Below are 15,427 nucleotides of genomic sequence, written 5' to 3'. Positions count from 1 at the left end.
CTACACCGACGATTTACGGGAAAGGGCTAATCAGCTAAAATGAATAATTAAGATCGTTACGTTCTCCAGGAGAGATGTATGGATTTGGCCGATCTGCGCATCTTCCGCACGGTGGTGCGCGAGGGCGGAATCACCAGGGCAGCGGAAAAACTGTTTCGCGTGCAATCGAACGTGACCACACGCATCCGGCAGCTCGAGGAGGATCTCGGCGTGCAGCTGTTTATCCGGGAGGGCAAGCGCCTGCACGTATCGCCGGCCGGTCACAAATTGGTCGGCTATGCGGATCGGCTGCTGGCGCTTGCGGAGGAGGCGCGAACGGCGATGCTCGATCCACGCCCGCGCGGCACGCTTCGCCTAGGTGCCATGGAGAGCACCGCCGCGGCCCGGCTTCCAAGTCTGCTCGCCGACTATCACGCACGTTATCCCGAAGTGGAAATCCAGTTGCGCACCGGCAATCCTCAGGTTCTCGCGACCGCCATGCTTGCCGGCGAGCTCGATGCGGCGTTCGCCGCCGAGCCCATCGCCGACGCTCCGTTCGAAAAGCTGCCCGCATTCCAGGAGCAGCTGATCATTGTCTCGGCGGCATCGCGCGTTTCGATCGACGACCGCCTGGACATGCCCAAAACCATGATAGCCTTCGAGCACGGCTGCCCGCACCGCAAGCGGCTGGAACAATGGTACGCGCGCAGAGGGTTCATGGCCGAGAAAACCATCGAGCTTGGTTCATACCATGCCATCCTTGGTTGCGTGGTGGCTGGCATGGGCATAGCGCTGATGCCTAAAAGTGTGCTTTCGGGTTTCCCGGAGAGCCGCTGGCTAAAGCTGCACGAACTGCCCTCTGACGAAGACAACGCCGTCACGGTGTTGTTCTGGCGCAAGGGAGCCGGTTCTCCCAACGTCACGGCTTTGCAAGAACTGCTTGCGGAGCAAAGCCTGTCAACCGGCGTTGCCGCCGCCGCTATTGCTTGAAGTCGTGCGGCAGCGGGGCGGTTGCCTTTTCCAGCCAGGCCAGCGTCTCGCCGTCGAGCATCGGTCCGATCTCGGCCAGCACCCGCGCGTGGTATTCGTCGAGCCAATGCAACTCGTCACGCGTCAACAGATCCGACCGGATCAGCCGCTTGTCGATCGGCGCCAGCGTCAGCGTCTCGAAGCCATGCATGGCGATGTCACCGCCTTCGACCATCTCAGCCGGAGTGACCAGGACAAGATTTTCGATGCGGATGCCGTAAGAACCTTCCTTATAATAGCCGGGCTCATTGGAGACGATCATGCCGGCCAGCAATTTTTCGGTGCCGGTCTTGGCGATACGCTGCGGGCCCTCATGTACGGCAAGATAGGAGCCGACACCGTGCCCGGTGCCATGGGCGAAATCGCAGCCGTGTCTCCATAGCGCCAGGCGCGCTACGGCATCGAGTTCGGAGCCGCGCGTGCCCAGTGGAAAGCGCAGCATGGATATGCCGATCATGCCTTTCAGCACCAGCGTGAAGCGCTCGCGCATCTCTTCCGTCGGCGCGCCAATCGGCACTGTGCGGGTGATGTCGGTGGTGCCGTCCTGGTACTGTCCGCCGGAATCGAGCAGGAACAGGTCGCCATGCTCCAGTTTGCGATTGGTGGCGCGGGAGACGCGATAGTGCATGATGGCGCCGTTGGGACCAGCGCCGGAGATTGTGTCGAACGAGACGTCGCGCAGCGGCATCTGTGTTTCGTCGCCGGTTTGCCGGCGCGTCTCCTCGAGCCTGGTGACAACGGTGATCTCGTCGAGCGTGCCGGGTTCCTGACGGTCGAGCCAGCACAGCAGCTTGGCGACGGCGGCTCCGTCACGGCGATGCGCGGCGCGGGCGCCGGCGATCTCGGCTTTGTTCTTCGTTGCGCGTGGGATGCGGGCCGGATCCGGTGCGGCAGTGACGGTGCCGCCATTGTCCTCGACCAGCATGCTGAGCTTCTCCGCCGCCAGAGCGGGGTCCAGCGCGATTTTTGCACCGCCCTTGGCCAAGGTGACGATCGCCGTTTCGAATTCACCGGGTTCGTGCAATTCGGCGAGCTGCGTCAGATAGGCTGCGACGATGCGTGAGAACTTGCGCTGGTCCATGAAAAGCAGATGCGATCCGTCGGCGGCGAGCACGGCAAAGCCGAGCGCCAGCGGTGTGTGCGGTACGTCGCCGCCACGGATGTCGAAGGTCCAGGCGATGGAGGAGGGGTCGGTCAATACGGCATGGGTGGCGCCGTCCTTCTCGATGGCTGCCGCCAGCCGGACCAGCTTGTCCTTGGCCAGTTCGCCGGCAAAGCCGATCGGGTGGATCTCGACCGGCGCCAGTGGCGGCCCGGGCTGGTCCTGCCAAATGGCGTCGATCGGATTTTGTTCGAGCGGCACCAGTATCGCGCCGGACTTCTCGGCCGAGGCCTTCAGCGCCTTGACGTCGCTGATCGTATGCAGCCATGGATCGAAGCCCAACCGCACGCCCTTGCCGAGATTGTCCTTGATCCAGTTGGCCGGCGGGTTGTCGACAAGGCTCTCGATCGAAAAGATGTCGAGATCGACCTCCTGGCGCACCTGCAGCGTGTAGCGCCCGTCGACAAACATGGCGGCGCGCTTGCCAAGCACAATGGCGACGCCGGCCGAGCCGCTGAAGCCGGTCAGCCATTTCAGCCGTGCCGAGCGGTCGGCGACATATTCGCCCTGGTGCTCATCGGCGCGGGGCACGATGAAGCCGTCCAGCCCATTCGCCGCCAACCATTGGCGTAGCATTGCCACGCGCGGCTTGCCAACGGCCGGATCGCCGGCGGAATCGAAGGTCTGGAACATGTGGGCTCTCCTCGAATGCTGGCGCGACCGTAGCGCATGACCTCGAAAATCGGAATCGATTTTCGGAACGATCATGCCTGGTCGCGACAGCCTCTTTTTGCGCATGGAGGCCATGCAGAATCGGCGATTTCAAAAAGCGTCAGCAAGGCTTACCTTCTTAACGTGGAGGAACGTGTCTTATTGCCTGCAAAGGAGACCATCACGTCCACGATTTCAGCCAGACGCGGATTTTTCAGAAGCGCTGTGAACGCGCTGATCGAAGCTCGCCAGCGCGAAGCGAGCCGGTATGTGAGCGGCGTTTTGCTTGGCTTTGATGACGAACGCTGAAAGCTCACGGCTACGATCGCGAAGAGCTGAAGAAAGCGGCGAACCCTCGCTAGGTCCGAGCGGATGCGTTGAAGGCGCGGCGCCTCAGCGCTTGAGATGGATCGTCACCCAGCCTTCGCGGTGCAAGGTGCGGACGTGCCGGAATTTCTGGCCGACATAGGCCGCGATCACCGCGTCGCGCTGGCGCTCGAGAATGCCTGACAAAACGATCGAGCCACCGCGCGCGATATGCCCGGCCATTTGCGGCGCCAGCCGCATCAGCGGCCGCGCCAATATATTGGCAATTATCAGGTCGAAGGGCGCACGCGCGGCAAAGATCGGATGATGAAAACCGGGTGCAGCCACCGTTTCAATGAGCGCCTTGACATGGTTCAGCCGCGCATTGGCGGCGGCCACCTTGACGGCGACCGGGTCGATGTCGGTCGCCAGCACTGGAATATGAGCGAGCTTGGCCACCGCGATGGCGAGCACCGCGCTGCCGGTGCCAAGGTCGAGCGCGTTGCGCGGATGCTCGCGCTCTATGACCTGCTCCAGCATTTCGAGGCAGCCGGCGGTGGTGCCGTGATGGCCGGTGCCGAAGGCAAGGCCGGCCTCGATCTCGATGGCGAGCTCACCGCTGTGGCGCTTCCTGCGGTCATGCGCGCCGTGGACGAAGAAGCGCCCGGCCCGCACCGGCTTCAACCCCTCCAGCGAGCGCGCCACCCAGTCGATGTCGGGCAGCGCTTCGCGCTCTATCGATTTCGACAGCGACAGTCCGGCAAGGATGTCCCTAAGCCGCGCCTCGACCGCATCGACGTTGTCGTCCGCATAGAGCGATACTTCGTGGATGTCGCGGTCCTCGTCGACCTCGAGCACCGCAACCGGCAGGCCCTCATCGTCGAACGCCGCACCGAGCGCCGCGAAGATGCGATCAGCCTCGATCTTGCCCGCGGTGAAATACAAACGCGTCTGCGTCATTACCGGATATGTCAACCTTCCGCCACCAGCCGTTTGAGCTTGGCGATGGCGGCGTCCGGGCTTTCGCCATAGGCAATGGTGCCGGCGAAATCGCCCTTGGCATTGAGCAGCAGCACCGAAGCGGTGTGGTCCATCGTGTAGTCGCCGTCGTTCGTGTCGACTTTCTTCCAGTAGATACCGAAGGACTTGGCCATGGCGTGGACCTTGTCGGGATCGCCGGTGATGCCGAGGATGCGATCGGAGAAATTGCTGACATAGGTGTTCATGATTTCGGGCGTGTCGCGCTCCGGGTCGACCGTAACGAAATAGGCGCGCAGGTTCTTGCCGTCGTCGCCCATCGTCTTCAGCCAGCCGGCCAACTCGAAAAGCGTGGTCGGGCAGACTTCCGGACAATGCGTGAAGCCGAAGAAGACGACGCTGGGGTGGCCGCGAAAGGTGGCTTCGGTGACCGGCGCGCCCTTCTGGTCGACCAGCGTGAAAGGCTCGCCGTACGGCTTGCCGCTGTAGTAGGGAAAATACGATTTGACGGTTAGAGCACCGATCCCAATTGCCATTAGCACGAGGATGCCGACAAGGATAAAGCGCATCATAGGGGAGGCGTCACTGTACATTTTAGGATGCTGCTCTTGAACGGAAAGCAATGAAAAGTACGGGGTCTGCAAACGACGACACGTTAAGTGCCACTCCGTTCTCACTAAACGCAACACCTATAATGCTCAGGACAGCACGCGCAAAGATGTCGCGTTGCCGCAACCGGCAATCCAGTGGGAAGGCGATCTGCTTGCAAAGCGCTGCCGTTCGTCCCACCTGAGGTCGGCAAAATTCGAACCGCAGGAGGCCTCTTTGCGAAAATTGATTGGCGGCGCGTTGGCTGCATGCCTGGTCATTGGCGCCGGCGCGGCCGCCGCCGAGGAAGTCGGCAAGGTCGGCGTCGATTGGCTCGGCAACGACATCATCGTCGAGGCGATCAAGGATCCGAAGGTCGAGGGCGTGACCTGCCACGTCTCCTATTTCGACCGCGGGATGATCGACCGCCTGCAGAAAGGCAACTGGTTCGAGGACCCGTCCGATTCCTCGATCTCGTGCCGCCAGACCGGGCCGATCACCATTGGCGACATCGACAAGAGCGAGGCCGGCGAGGAGGTGTTCAAGCAAGGCATCAGCCTGATCTGGAAAAAGCAGGTGGTGAACCGCATCTACGACAAGGCCAACGAGACGCTGATCTACCTGTCGCATTCGCGCCAGGTGCAGGATGGCTCGGCAAAGATGTCGGTCACCACCGTGCCGCTCTACGGCCAGAACGTGGTGTGGACCAGCGGCAAGCCGAAATAGAGACTGAAGGTGCTACAGGGTCCTTGACGCAACCAAACGCACGCGCGGGCGCCGCAGTCGGCTTGCGAGACTATGCGTGCCGGCGTAAAGCGCGCGCATGGACCGTCCCGAACACCTTGTCCTGAAAGATCCCGAGCCGCGCATCCATCCGACGGCGGAGCTGAAGGCGTGCAAGCTTGGACGCTATGCGTCGATCGGCGAGCGGGTCATCCTACGCGAGGTGACGGTCGGCGATTTCTCCTACTTCGAGCGCCACGCTGAAGCGATCTATACGACGATCGGCAAATTCTGCTCGATTGCCGCCAACAGCCGCATCAATGCGCTGGAACATCCGGTCGAGCGGCTGACGCAACACAAGATCAGCTACCGGCCCAACGAGTACTTCCGCTGGCTGGGTGTCGATCAGGCGTTCCGCAACCGACGGCGGGCGAAAGCCGTCAGCATCGGCCATGATGTCTGGATCGGCCATGGCGCGGTGATCATGCCTGGCATAGTGATCGGCAACGGCGCGATCGTCGGTGCCAACGCGGTGGTGACGCGCGACGTGCCGGCCTATGCAATCGTCGCTGGCGTTCCGGCCAGGCCATTGTACCAGCGCTTCAGCGCGGAAACTGCGGCACGGATCGAACGTCTTGCCTGGTGGGACTGGCCGGTCGAGAAACTGGCCAGGGCAGTCCCCGACATGCAGGCCTTGCCTATCGAGGCTTTCCTCGACCGCTGGGAAAACGACGCCGCCTGATCGTTGCGAGCGCGGCGCGTGCGCTGTTTGACCGTGAATTCCTCCTCGCAGGGAACTCGAAGCAGTTGCCGATTGTTTCTCCCTGCCATGATCGAAAAGCTGTTCACCAGGATCGCCAACCATATCGCCCATCTTGCCGGTCTGCCGCCGACGTTTGCCGTCTGTTTCCTGATCATTGTGGTCTGGGCGGCAAGCGGTCCGGTCTTCGGCTTTTCCGACACGTGGCAGCTCGTCATCAATACCGGCACCACGATCGTCACCTTCCTGATGGTGTTTCTCATCCAGAACACCCAGAACCGCGACAGTGCAGCGATCCAGGCCAAGCTCGACGAGTTGATCCGCGTCAGCAAAGCCAAGAATACCTTTATCGGCATCGAGCACCTGACCGAATCCGAAGTCGAGGAAATCCGGGCCAAATGTGAACGCGCGGCGAAGCGGCACGACGAACAGGTTGCCGACATGGCCGCACCCAAAGCCGTGGCCAAGAAGCGCAACGCGAAGAAGCACGCTTCGGCGTGAGGGAGCTCTGTTGTCCGGGTTCCTGCGCGACGTTCGCCGGATCATTTCATGAATGCTGCAAAGGCTTCCTTGTAGTCCGGGTGCCAGCGCGACAGGGCAGGGCGGTTCTCGATGATGTCGCCAATCGCCCAAGCCATGCGCTTTTCGTCCATGGACCGGGTCGCCTCGTTATCGGGACACAGGATGTAGAAATCGCCACGCAGCACCGAGGCCAGCATGAAGTCGATGACCTGCTCGCCGGTCCAGGCGCCGGCCGGCTTTTCGGTCGCACCTTCGGTCAGGCCGGTAAAGGTAAACCCGGGAATGAGCAAATGCGCCGCGACATTGGCGCCGGGCTCGTTGCGCAGCGCGTGTGCAAGGCCCTCGGTATAGGTCTTCACGCCAGCCTTGGAGACGTTGTAGGCGAGGTTGCCGGGCGGCGTGGTGATGCCTTGCTTGGAGCCGGTGTTGACGATCAGACCCGGCTTTCCCGCCGCCAGCATGCGCGGCGCAAAGGCCTCGACGCCATGGATGACACCCCAGAAATTGATGTCCAGCAACTGCTTCCAGGCCTCGCGGTTCTCCCAGGGCTTGCCGGGGTTGTTGCCGACGCCGGCATTGTTCATCAGCAGCGAGACGTCGCCGAAGGCGCCGAATGTCCGTTCGGCCAGTCGGTCGAGCTCGTCGGCTTTCGAGACGTCAGTTGCAACGGCAAGCACGGCGCTCTCGCCGGCGATGGCGGCGACGGCGTGTCGGGCCTCATCGAGGCGTGCGCCGCCGATGTCGGCCAGCACGATCTTCATGCCCATCGCCGCTAGTCGTTTGGCCGCGGCAAGGCCGATGCCGCTGGCCGCGCCGGTGATGACGGCGACATTACCGGAGGCAAGTGCGGGCAGGGCGGTCTGGATCTCGGCGTTGGTGGTCATGATTTTCTCCTGTTCTGGCCGCGGCGAACTTAGCGCGGAACGAGGCTCGCGCAAGCCGATGCCGGTATCTTCGGGTTGACCGCGTCGGCGGGCGCTGCGCATGCTGATATCGAAAAAGGAGACTGACGATTGACCGACTGGATCGAGATCCTGAAAGAACAGACCGCAACCGGCGACCAGATGAGCCGCGAAGTGCCGCAAATGCTTGCCAATCCCGACATCAGCGAAGCGCAAGTGAAAACGCTTTTTTCGGCGCTCGAAAAACAGGCGGAGTTCGTCGAAAAGCTGCGTATGGCGCTGGAAAAGTTCGGCCATGATTTTTCAGTGATCAAGGCGGCCGAGCGGCTGGAGGAGCGCTACGCCGACCTTGCCGCCTCGGTAGCGGAAAAGCTGAAGGAAATGCGAGGCTAGAGCCTGTTCCATCCCGATAAAATTCGGGATGGGCTCTATCTTCTCGTTGGACCATGATCTTTTCCGAAAACCGGCATCCACTTTTCGCTGACGCGGTCCTTCGGTTCGGGATCATGGTCTGTCTATTTCTCGATTAGCCGCTCGAAGCGCCTGTCCGGCACTAACCAGATCAGCGCTACCAGGACATAGATCGAGACACCGATCCAGTGATTGACGAAGGTCAGTGCGACGGCGGCGATATAGAGGGCCAGCGAGATCTTTCCCTTGAGGTCATTGCCCAATGCCCTGGCGAAAAGGGTTTCGCTGCTGTGCAGTCGATGCAGGGCCATGGTGAGGATGTTGAAGCCGATGGCGCAGAGCGCCAGGTCGACGCCATAGACGGCGACCGGCACGGGCGCGAAATGGTTCTCACCCATGAAGGCTGTCGTCGCCGGCATCAGCGATAGCCAGAACAGCAGGTTGAGGTTCGCCCACAGCACGCGGCCGTCAACCCGCTGCACGGTATGGAACATGTTGTGCAAATTGTTCCAGTAGATGCCGACATTGATAAAGGACAGCACATAGCTGAGGAATATCGGCCAGAGTGGTGCCAGCGCGGAAAAATCCTCGCCATGCGGCACCTTCAATTCCAGCACCATGATGGTGATGATGATGGCGACCACGCCATCGGTGAATGCCTCGACCCGTCCTTTGCCCATGAATCTCCCCTGACAATCCGCTGAGGTTAAAAGAGGATCTCGCTCAGCGCCATCGGCAAAGCTGCCAAACTTGTCAGGAGCAAGTCGGGAAGGGGGAACGGCTGACGCGAAAAAGGCGTTTGGTGTCAGATCCCGAACAGCAAAAGGTCGAAAAATGACAGCTCACGCTCAAGTCATGACGCGCGATCACGAACTCGGCGGCAGCGCCGCAGCGGCTGCCGTGGCTGCCATGATCGCGGCTCTTTTCGCCGGCAGCACGGCGCTGACGCCGCTTTACATCATCTACAAGCAGGTCTTCGGCTTCTCGCAGATCACTTTGACGCTGGTCTACGCCGTCTATGTCATCGGCAATCTGGCAGCGCTGCTGATGTTGGGCCGTGTGTCCGATGTTATCGGGCGCCGTCCGATGGCATTGGCCGGGATGGCGGTGGCCGTCGTCAGCGCGGTGTTTTTCCTGTTCGCAGAAAATGTCGCGTGGCTCGACATCGCCCGGATTTTGAGCGGATTGGGAATTGGCGTCGGCGCCGGGACTGGGACGGCCTGGCTCGCCGAATTGCTCTCGGCCAACGACAAGTCACAGGCGGCGACGATTGCCACCAGCACCAATTTTCTCGGCCTCGGCATTGGTGCGCTGGGGGCCGGGTTGCTCGCAGAATACGCACCTTGGCCGCTCAGGCTGATATTCGTCGTCCACCTGGCGATGCTAGCGATCGTAACCCTGCTGATCTGGCGTACGCAGGAAACCGTTTCGCGGCCGGGAAAACTGGCTGACGTCTCGATGCGGCCGCGGCTTTCCGTGCCTGATGACATCCGCGCAAATTTCGTTGCGCCGGCGGTGACCGGCTTTGGCGCGATGGCGCTCGTCGGCTTTTATGCGGCACTCGCGCCGAGCATCCTGGCGCAGCAACTGCAGGTAGCCAACCATGCGGTAGCCGGCGCTCTGTTCTTTGAATTGTCGATCGTGGCGGCCGGCACCATTGTGGCGACGACGCGTCTTTCGAGCCGGGCCGCGATGTTTGCGGCACTTGCGCTGATGATCCCCAGCGTCGCACTGATCGTTGCGGCGCAGGTCTTCGCCTCGATGGCCATCATGGTCGCCGCAAGTGCTCTGTGTGGCGTGTCGGCAGCGCTCGGCTATCGCGGCGGCTTGCAAGTGGTGAACGAGATCGCGCCGGCGGACCGGCGCGCCGAAGTGGTATCGGCCTTCTTCATCTGCTGTTTTTGCGGCAACGCGCTGCCGGTCATCGGCATCGGCATCCTGTCGACCGTGGCAAGCGCGACCGTGGCGAGCCTGGCCTTTGCCGGCATGATTGTCGTCTTTTCCCTGGTGGCGCTCGGGTTTGGCGCGAAATACGCGCGCTGAGCCGGCCTTTCAGCCGTTCGGCGTCTCGGGCGAAAGATGCGCGCGCTGGCGCGGCACGCCGAGGCCGGTATCCGGCGGTTCGCCGGCAGCCGGCCGGCTCTCGATCATGTGCACGCTGCGCCAACGGCCGAAGCGATAATAGGCCGTGGCCAGCACGAGCGAGGTTATCGAGCCGGCCGGAAAGCTCCACCACAACGCTTCCTCACCGATCGCACTTCGAAAGAAATAGGCGAAGCTGGTGCGCACCAGAAGTACCGAGATCACCAGGATGATCAGCGGCGGCATCACCGCGCCCGTGGCACGCACAGTGGCGAAGAGCACGATGGTGATGCCGAACAGGATGAAGGACCAGGATGCGACCTTGTTGATGTGAGTGGCGATGTCGATCGCTGCACTGTCGCTGCTGAGGAAGAGGCTGAGCACCGCGCGATCGAATACGAACAGCAGCGCGACAAGCACGCCGGTAAGCACAAGGTTGAAGCCGACGCCGGACGCGGCGATGCGGCCGATCCGGTCCCAGCGCCCGGCGCCGACATTTTGCGCCGCCATGGACGAGACCGCGGCGCCGATGGCGAGCGCCGGCATCTGGATATAGGTCCAGAGCTGGGCGGCTATGCCGTAGGCAGCCGCGACCTGCGAGCCGTAGGCATTGACCATGCCCGTCACAGTCAGCGCCGCGGACGAGACGACGATCATCTGCAGGCCCATCGGCACGCCCTTGAAGACGACAATGCGCAGCAGCGCCGGGTCCGGCCGCAGCAGAGCAAGATTGGCGCCGGCCAGCCGCAGCGGGTGCTTGCGCGCATAAAGCACGATCAGGATGGCAAGCACGCTTACCGTCTGGCCGATCAGCGTCGAGGTGGCCGAGCCGGCGATGCCGAGTTCGGGGAACGGGCCGATGCCGAGAATAAGCAACGGGTTCAAAATGACGTCGAGCACGACGGCCAGCGCCATGAATAGGAAAGGCGTGCGCGAATCGCCGGCGCCGCGCAGCACCGTCATGACGAAGGACAGCAGGTTCATCATCGGTACGGCGAGAAAAATGATACGCAGATAGGAGCGCGCCAGCGGCAACGCATCGGCCGGCGTGCCGAGCGCATTGAGGATTGTATCGACCCAGATCCAGCCGCAGACCGCGAACACCACCGAGACAAGGAAGAAGAAGGTGGCGCTGGTGCCGACGATGCGGCGGGCTTCGGGCAGATCGCGGGCGCCGACCGATTGCGCGACCAGGATGGTCGCCGCCATGCCGATGCCGAAGACGGTGCCGAGGATGAGAAACAGCACGAGGTTGGCATTGGACGTGGCGGTCAGCGCCGCTTCGCCGAGGAAACGACCGACCCAGACGGCATTGATTGAGCCGTTGAGCGACTGCAGAACATTGGAGCCGAGCACCGGCAGGGCGAACAGCAGCAATGTACGCGGGATAGGTCCACTGGTGAGGTCGCTGGTCCGCCGGCGTGCGGGCATCTTGTCGTCCATGGCAGGCAACTCGGCGAAGGCTTATCTTGAGTCCGGTCCGCAATGATTGCCGATTTAACGAGACAGGTCGACGCAGCGTTGCGAATTCCGCCTGGCGTGCCTTGATCCAATCATGTTCTCAAAGCTTCCGGAATCGTATATTGATCCTGCACGCGTGGGGCCGCATCTTTCCTGGATCTCATGGGCAAGCCGGGGGTTCATGTCCGATATTCCGCTGTTTTTTGAGCGCCTGAACCGGCGTGCGTTTCTTGGTGCATCCGCTTTGGGCGCGGCCTCCGTGGCTCTTTCGGCGTGCACCACGACGGACGTAGCGGCGCCGCCAGTGACCGCGGCGCCAAGCGATCCGGCTTTCGGCGATGCCGCAAGTATGTATGCGGCGCGCGTCGACGAGGGCTATCAACTGCCGGCAATCCCGGTAGCCAAGGTCGATCCGAAATTCGTGCGCCAAATCGTGTCCGATCCGACCGGAGAAAAACCCGGCACGATCGTCGTCGATACCTCCGAGCACTTCCTCTATCTGGTGCGCGACGGCGGCAAGGCAATTCGCTATGGCGTCAGCCTCGGCAAGGCCGGTTTCGGATGGACCGGCAGCGCTGTGGTTCAGGCGAGGAAGAAGTGGCCGGTCTGGACGCCGCCGCCAGAGATGATCCAGCGCCGGCCGGAACTGGCGAAATACAAGGACGGCATGCCGCCCGGCCCGCACAGCCCGCTGGGCGCACGCGCGCTATATCTCTTCCGCGACGGCAAGGACACGATGTACCGGCTGCACGGCACGCCGGAGTGGGATTCCATCGGGAAGAACGCTTCCTCCGGCTGTGTGCGCTTCATGAATCAGGACATTATCGACCTCTACAGCCGCGTCGACGGCGTCGCGCCGGTCTTCGTGCGCCCGAACCTGTCGGCCGCCGGGAAGATCGCCGCCGTGTCGGACAGGACGGCCGAGCCGATCGATGCGGGCGTGCCAAAGGACGCGGAGATGTTGAGGTAAGTGCCTTCGACGGATCGTCAGTCTTAGGTTTTGCAAACCCACTAGAACACAATCCTTGTGCCGGCGAGCCGCAACTGAAGGGCCCGACCGTTCGATCGTGCTAGGCAGGCGGACGCGTTCGGCGCGTCCGCCTGCCTGGGGGTGTCGCTACTTCCCGGCGAGGCCTGGAAGCGTGACCTGATAGACCAGGAACATCGTGTCGACATCGGCGCCATCTTCGGCCTTGTAGGCCGCGCCGACCTGGAAGCCGTCCTGGGTGAGAAAGTCATTGTCGTTGGCGACGAACAGGAAATAGTCGTCGGGCCGTGTTGGATCGAGGACGCTCACCACCGACATCGCCTCCCACTTCTCCGAAAGGTTGTTGCGGTCATTGGGCGCGCCATTGTGCAGCCCGAAGCGGCCGAGCTCGGTCTTGTCGTTGATGTCGATGAACGGCGTCAGCTTGGCCGGCGTCACCGAGGGATCGAGCTCACCTTTGGGCGCAACCGGCTTGTCCTTGTCGAACTCGGTGCCGGCGATGTCGGTTGCCGCCGACACATCGACGACGCTGATCTCGCGATAGAGCGAGGTGTCGCCCTTCACCCCCTGGCCGTTGCCGCTGTCGCGCGCCAGCATCAGGAAGGTCTTGTCCGACAGAGCCACGATTTCGCTCTGCGCGGCAATCTTGGTCTTGCCCTTGGCATCGGTGAACACCGGCAGCGGCACAACATATTCATGCGCAAGCTTGAGTTGGGCCGGATCCGAGGCATCGTAGACCAGCGCGCGCGTGTTCTGGCGCGTCGAAGCGGAATCGCCGCCATCCTGCCTGGGGGCCGATTGCAGCACCGCGATCAGGAACTTGCCGTCGGGCGTCAGTGCCATGCCTTCGAGGCCCTGGTTGTTCTGGCGGCCGGTTTCGGGATCCTTCGGATCTGGGTCTGCCGCGCCAGGTCCCGGATTGTTGGACGCGAAGTTCGGCGTTCCATGACGCATCGGGACAAGCGCCGCCGGTGGCTGCGTTGCCGACATCAGACGCCCATCGGCGGAGAAGTGGTAGATGTTCGGACCATATTCGTCCGAGATGAACATGGTGCCGTCGGGCAGCCGCACGATCGCCTCGTTATCGAGCGCGAGCTTGCCGTTGGCTTCGGGCAGGATCGGCATGTCGTCGGTCGCTGCGCGCACGCCGTTGAGCGGATCTAGGCCGGTTGCATCGATGCCCTTGTCGTCGGTCAAAAGCATGGTGTCGGCTAGCGTTGCCTTGAGGCCCGACTGTTCCTGGCCGGCGGCTGGCACTGCACCCGGCGCGATCGGGGCGAACTCGAGGGCGATCGTGTTGAGGCGCGGACGGTAATCGGTGGTGCCGACGACATTGTAGCCGCGGTCCGGCAGCAGCCATAGCGAGCCCTTGTAGCCATCGGCGCCATGCGTCCAGCCGGCAGCGTCAATCGCCATGCCCGAGCCGGAGCCAAATGTCTCGCCGAACCTGTCTTTCTGGCTGGCCGGGATGCGGCCGACGCCGACCAGGCCCTTGTTGACGAAGTTGGCGCCGCCGACGGTCGCGGCGTTTTCTGCCAAGGCCGGACTCAAGGCGGTGAACATCGCGAGCGCGACAGCGAGGGGCGCGGTTCGGTGCAGGTTTTTCATGGATATCCTCTTTGAGACAAAGCTGCCGGGATCTGAAAAGCGCCGCGTCGCATCGAGAATGCCGCGAAAGCCTTCGGAGAAGCGATCTAGGACGCGAACATGATACTTGCGTGACAGTGCTGCGCTTGCCTGGCCTCGTGTGGTCGCAACTGGCCTGTGCATGGCGAATCGTTGCTATCGAAAGAGCAATTAACAACTTTACAAATAACCATTCTTGGGTGAAGTTATGACAATGAAAGGTCACCGATGACAGTCTGTCGTTTCGCCACCCGCCTCAATTCCTTTGCCTCGCGGCCACAGGCCGAGTGGCCTGATCTTGTTGGTAAACCGTCCATGCTGCAAATGGCGGCGCGTGCGGCGAAGGTTGCGGAATTGACCGATCTCGACCTCAACTTCCCCGATCATGTCGATGAAAAACCTGCGGAAATGGCGCGCAAACTCAGCGATCTCGGGCTTTCCATCAATGGCTTCGCCATGCGCTACTACTCTAATCCGGCCTTCAAGCTCGGCGCCTTCACCAATCCGGATCCTTCCGTTCGCCGCGAGGCCATCGACCTGACCAAGGCCGGCATCGACGCCGCGCGCGAGGCCGGCGCCAGCCTGATGACATTGTGGCTCGGGCAGGATGGCTTCGACTACGCCTTCCAGGCTGACTACGCAACACTCTGGCAGCACGAAATCGATGGCATTCGTGAAGTAGCGGCGCATGATCCGGGCTGCCAGATTAGCCTTGAATACAAACCCAACGAGCCGCGCTCCTACAGCCTGATGCCCGATGCGGCGACGACATTGCTGGCGATCCGCGAGATCGGCCTGCCCAATCTCGGCGTGACGCTCGATTTCGCTCACGTGCTCTATGCCGACGAGCAGCCGGCTTTCGCTGCCGCCCTCATAGCACGGCACAGCAAGCTGCTCGGCGTGCACCTCAACGACGGCTACGCCAAGCGCGACGACGGCCTGATGGTCGGTGCCGTGCACACGCTGCAGACGATCGAGCTGCTCAGGCAGATCCGCCGCGACGGCTATGCCGGGGCCATCTACTTCGACACGTTCCCCGACATGACCGGGCTCGATCCCGTCCACGAATGCGAAGTCAACATCGCCACCGTCAAGCGCATGCTGCGCGTCGTCGAGCGGCTGGAAAAGGACAACCGCCTGTCAGCCGCCGTCGATCGTCAGGACGCGGTCGCGTCGCAGGCCATCATCCAGGAAGCCATGCTCGGGCCGGACAGCTGAGGCCGGCGCCATCACCGTTTTTCAACAAGGGAGGAAAGACC

Annotated in this window: 16 protein-coding genes; 9 read left to right on the top strand and 7 right to left on the bottom strand. The window is 62.3% G+C overall.

Annotation, left to right across the window (positions count from 1 at the left end):
* The first annotated feature begins 78 nt into the window (after window positions 1-78).
* A complete protein-coding gene (locus NKH37_RS11985; protein ID WP_352589890.1) occupies window positions 79-969 on the top strand; it encodes a LysR family transcriptional regulator in 891 nt (296 codons plus the stop codon).
* Here the strand turns inward: NKH37_RS11985 and NKH37_RS11980 are convergent.
* Window positions 959-2,803, bottom strand: a complete 1,845-nt coding sequence (locus NKH37_RS11980) for an aminopeptidase P family protein (RefSeq protein ID WP_353003424.1) — start codon at window positions 2,801-2,803, stop codon at window positions 959-961. The two genes, NKH37_RS11985 and NKH37_RS11980, sit on opposite strands and share 11 nt — an antisense overlap.
* Before the next feature lie 36 nt (window positions 2,804-2,839).
* Here NKH37_RS11980 and NKH37_RS11975 point away from each other — a divergent pair, with 36 nt between their 5' ends.
* Window positions 2,840-3,130: a hypothetical protein gene (locus NKH37_RS11975; RefSeq protein ID WP_353003423.1), complete on the top strand. Its 291-nt coding sequence runs from the start codon at window positions 2,840-2,842 to the stop codon at window positions 3,128-3,130.
* A gap of 84 nt (window positions 3,131-3,214) precedes the next feature.
* Here the strand turns inward: NKH37_RS11975 and NKH37_RS11970 are convergent, their stop codons facing one another.
* Both NKH37_RS11970 and NKH37_RS11965 read right to left on the bottom strand, forming a co-directional pair.
* Complete coding sequence (locus NKH37_RS11970) at window positions 3,215-4,087, bottom strand: 50S ribosomal protein L11 methyltransferase (protein WP_023721180.1); 873 nt, start codon at window positions 4,085-4,087, stop codon at window positions 3,215-3,217.
* An 11-nt stretch (window positions 4,088-4,098) separates the two neighbouring features.
* Window positions 4,099-4,677, bottom strand: coding sequence for an SCO family protein (locus NKH37_RS11965; protein ID WP_353003421.1), 579 nt, complete (start codon window positions 4,675-4,677; stop codon window positions 4,099-4,101).
* Between the two features lie 253 nt (window positions 4,678-4,930).
* Here NKH37_RS11965 and NKH37_RS11960 point away from each other — a divergent pair, with 253 nt between their 5' ends.
* The 3 genes from NKH37_RS11960 (at window position 4,931) to NKH37_RS11950 (ending at window position 6,677) form a co-directional block, all read left to right on the top strand.
* A complete protein-coding gene (locus NKH37_RS11960; protein ID WP_353003419.1) occupies window positions 4,931-5,419 on the top strand; it encodes a CreA family protein in 489 nt (162 codons plus the stop codon).
* Window positions 5,420-5,516: 97 nt separating this feature from the next.
* Window positions 5,517-6,158, top strand: a complete 642-nt coding sequence (locus NKH37_RS11955) for a DapH/DapD/GlmU-related protein (RefSeq protein ID WP_352481528.1) — start codon at window positions 5,517-5,519, stop codon at window positions 6,156-6,158.
* A gap of 87 nt (window positions 6,159-6,245) precedes the next feature.
* Entirely contained in the window at window positions 6,246-6,677 is a 432-nt protein-coding gene (locus NKH37_RS11950) for a low affinity iron permease family protein (RefSeq protein WP_031194582.1), read from the top strand.
* Between the two features lie 41 nt (window positions 6,678-6,718).
* Here NKH37_RS11950 and NKH37_RS11945 read toward each other — a convergent pair whose 3' ends face one another.
* The gene (locus tag NKH37_RS11945) at window positions 6,719-7,582 is read right to left on the bottom strand and encodes an SDR family NAD(P)-dependent oxidoreductase (protein ID WP_023721175.1); all 864 of its coding nucleotides are present in this window, start codon (window positions 7,580-7,582) and stop codon (window positions 6,719-6,721) included.
* Window positions 7,583-7,711: 129 nt separating this feature from the next.
* Here NKH37_RS11945 and NKH37_RS11940 point away from each other — a divergent pair, with 129 nt between their 5' ends.
* Entirely contained in the window at window positions 7,712-7,993 is a 282-nt protein-coding gene (locus NKH37_RS11940) for a hypothetical protein (protein WP_023721174.1), read from the top strand.
* Between the two features lie 122 nt (window positions 7,994-8,115).
* Here the strand turns inward: NKH37_RS11940 and NKH37_RS11935 are convergent, their stop codons facing one another.
* A complete protein-coding gene (locus tag NKH37_RS11935) occupies window positions 8,116-8,691 on the bottom strand; it encodes a TMEM175 family protein (protein ID WP_023721173.1) in 576 nt (191 codons plus the stop codon).
* Window positions 8,692-8,845: 154 nt separating this feature from the next.
* Between NKH37_RS11935 and NKH37_RS11930 the strand changes: the two genes are divergently transcribed.
* On the top strand, window positions 8,846-10,054 hold the full coding sequence (locus tag NKH37_RS11930; RefSeq protein ID WP_352815732.1) for an MFS transporter: 1,209 nt from the start codon (window positions 8,846-8,848) through the stop codon (window positions 10,052-10,054).
* Between the two features lie 9 nt (window positions 10,055-10,063).
* On the opposite strand, the gene NKH37_RS11925 is transcribed toward NKH37_RS11930, so the two are convergent.
* Window positions 10,064-11,536: an MATE family efflux transporter gene (locus tag NKH37_RS11925; protein ID WP_353003417.1), complete on the bottom strand. Its 1,473-nt coding sequence runs from the start codon at window positions 11,534-11,536 to the stop codon at window positions 10,064-10,066.
* Between the two features lie 199 nt (window positions 11,537-11,735).
* Here NKH37_RS11925 and NKH37_RS11920 point away from each other — a divergent pair, with 199 nt between their 5' ends.
* Window positions 11,736-12,524 carry a L,D-transpeptidase gene (locus NKH37_RS11920; protein WP_352481524.1) on the top strand — a complete coding sequence of 263 codons (789 nt, stop codon included), beginning with the start codon at window positions 11,736-11,738 and terminating at the stop codon, window positions 12,522-12,524.
* A gap of 147 nt (window positions 12,525-12,671) precedes the next feature.
* Here the strand turns inward: NKH37_RS11920 and NKH37_RS11915 are convergent, their stop codons facing one another.
* Window positions 12,672-14,150 carry an esterase-like activity of phytase family protein gene (locus tag NKH37_RS11915; RefSeq protein ID WP_353003415.1) on the bottom strand — a complete coding sequence of 493 codons (1,479 nt, stop codon included), beginning with the start codon at window positions 14,148-14,150 and terminating at the stop codon, window positions 12,672-12,674.
* Between the two features lie 246 nt (window positions 14,151-14,396).
* Between NKH37_RS11915 and NKH37_RS11910 the strand changes: the two genes are divergently transcribed.
* Window positions 14,397-15,386 (top strand): TIM barrel protein, encoded by a 990-nt coding sequence (locus NKH37_RS11910; RefSeq protein ID WP_352482898.1) that lies wholly within the window; start codon window positions 14,397-14,399, stop codon window positions 15,384-15,386.
* Window positions 15,387-15,427: the final 41 nt, after the last annotated feature.

The organism is Mesorhizobium sp. M1217, from assembly GCF_040318275.1.
GTDB lineage: Bacteria > Pseudomonadota > Alphaproteobacteria > Rhizobiales > Rhizobiaceae > Mesorhizobium.
The sequence above is the reverse complement of the archived record's forward strand: the minus strand, read 5'-3'. Positions and strand labels throughout refer to the sequence as shown.

Bases quoted from the DNA above. Each gene is read 5' to 3' on its own strand.
- NKH37_RS11980 (WP_353003424.1), bottom strand. From the start codon at position 2,803: ATGTTCCAGACCTTCGATTCCGCCGGCGATCCGGCCGTTGGCAAGCCG.
- NKH37_RS11915 (WP_353003415.1), bottom strand. From the start codon at position 14,150: ATGAAAAACCTGCACCGAACCGCGCCCCTCGCTGTCGCGCTCGCGATG.
- NKH37_RS11970 (WP_023721180.1), bottom strand. From the start codon at position 4,087: ATGACGCAGACGCGTTTGTATTTCACCGCGGGCAAGATCGAGGCTGAT.
- NKH37_RS11910 (WP_352482898.1), top strand. From the start codon at position 14,397: ATGACAGTCTGTCGTTTCGCCACCCGCCTCAATTCCTTTGCCTCGCGG.
- NKH37_RS11955 (WP_352481528.1), top strand. From the start codon at position 5,517: ATGGACCGTCCCGAACACCTTGTCCTGAAAGATCCCGAGCCGCGCATC.
- NKH37_RS11965 (WP_353003421.1), bottom strand. From the start codon at position 4,677: ATGATGCGCTTTATCCTTGTCGGCATCCTCGTGCTAATGGCAATTGGG.
- NKH37_RS11925 (WP_353003417.1), bottom strand. From the start codon at position 11,536: ATGGACGACAAGATGCCCGCACGCCGGCGGACCAGCGACCTCACCAGT.
- NKH37_RS11945 (WP_023721175.1), bottom strand. From the start codon at position 7,582: ATGACCACCAACGCCGAGATCCAGACCGCCCTGCCCGCACTTGCCTCC.
- NKH37_RS11920 (WP_352481524.1), top strand. From the start codon at position 11,736: ATGTCCGATATTCCGCTGTTTTTTGAGCGCCTGAACCGGCGTGCGTTT.
- NKH37_RS11930 (WP_352815732.1), top strand. From the start codon at position 8,846: ATGACAGCTCACGCTCAAGTCATGACGCGCGATCACGAACTCGGCGGC.
- NKH37_RS11985 (WP_352589890.1), top strand. From the start codon at position 79: ATGGATTTGGCCGATCTGCGCATCTTCCGCACGGTGGTGCGCGAGGGC.
- NKH37_RS11950 (WP_031194582.1), top strand. From the start codon at position 6,246: ATGATCGAAAAGCTGTTCACCAGGATCGCCAACCATATCGCCCATCTT.
- NKH37_RS11935 (WP_023721173.1), bottom strand. From the start codon at position 8,691: ATGGGCAAAGGACGGGTCGAGGCATTCACCGATGGCGTGGTCGCCATC.
- NKH37_RS11975 (WP_353003423.1), top strand. From the start codon at position 2,840: ATGACCTCGAAAATCGGAATCGATTTTCGGAACGATCATGCCTGGTCG.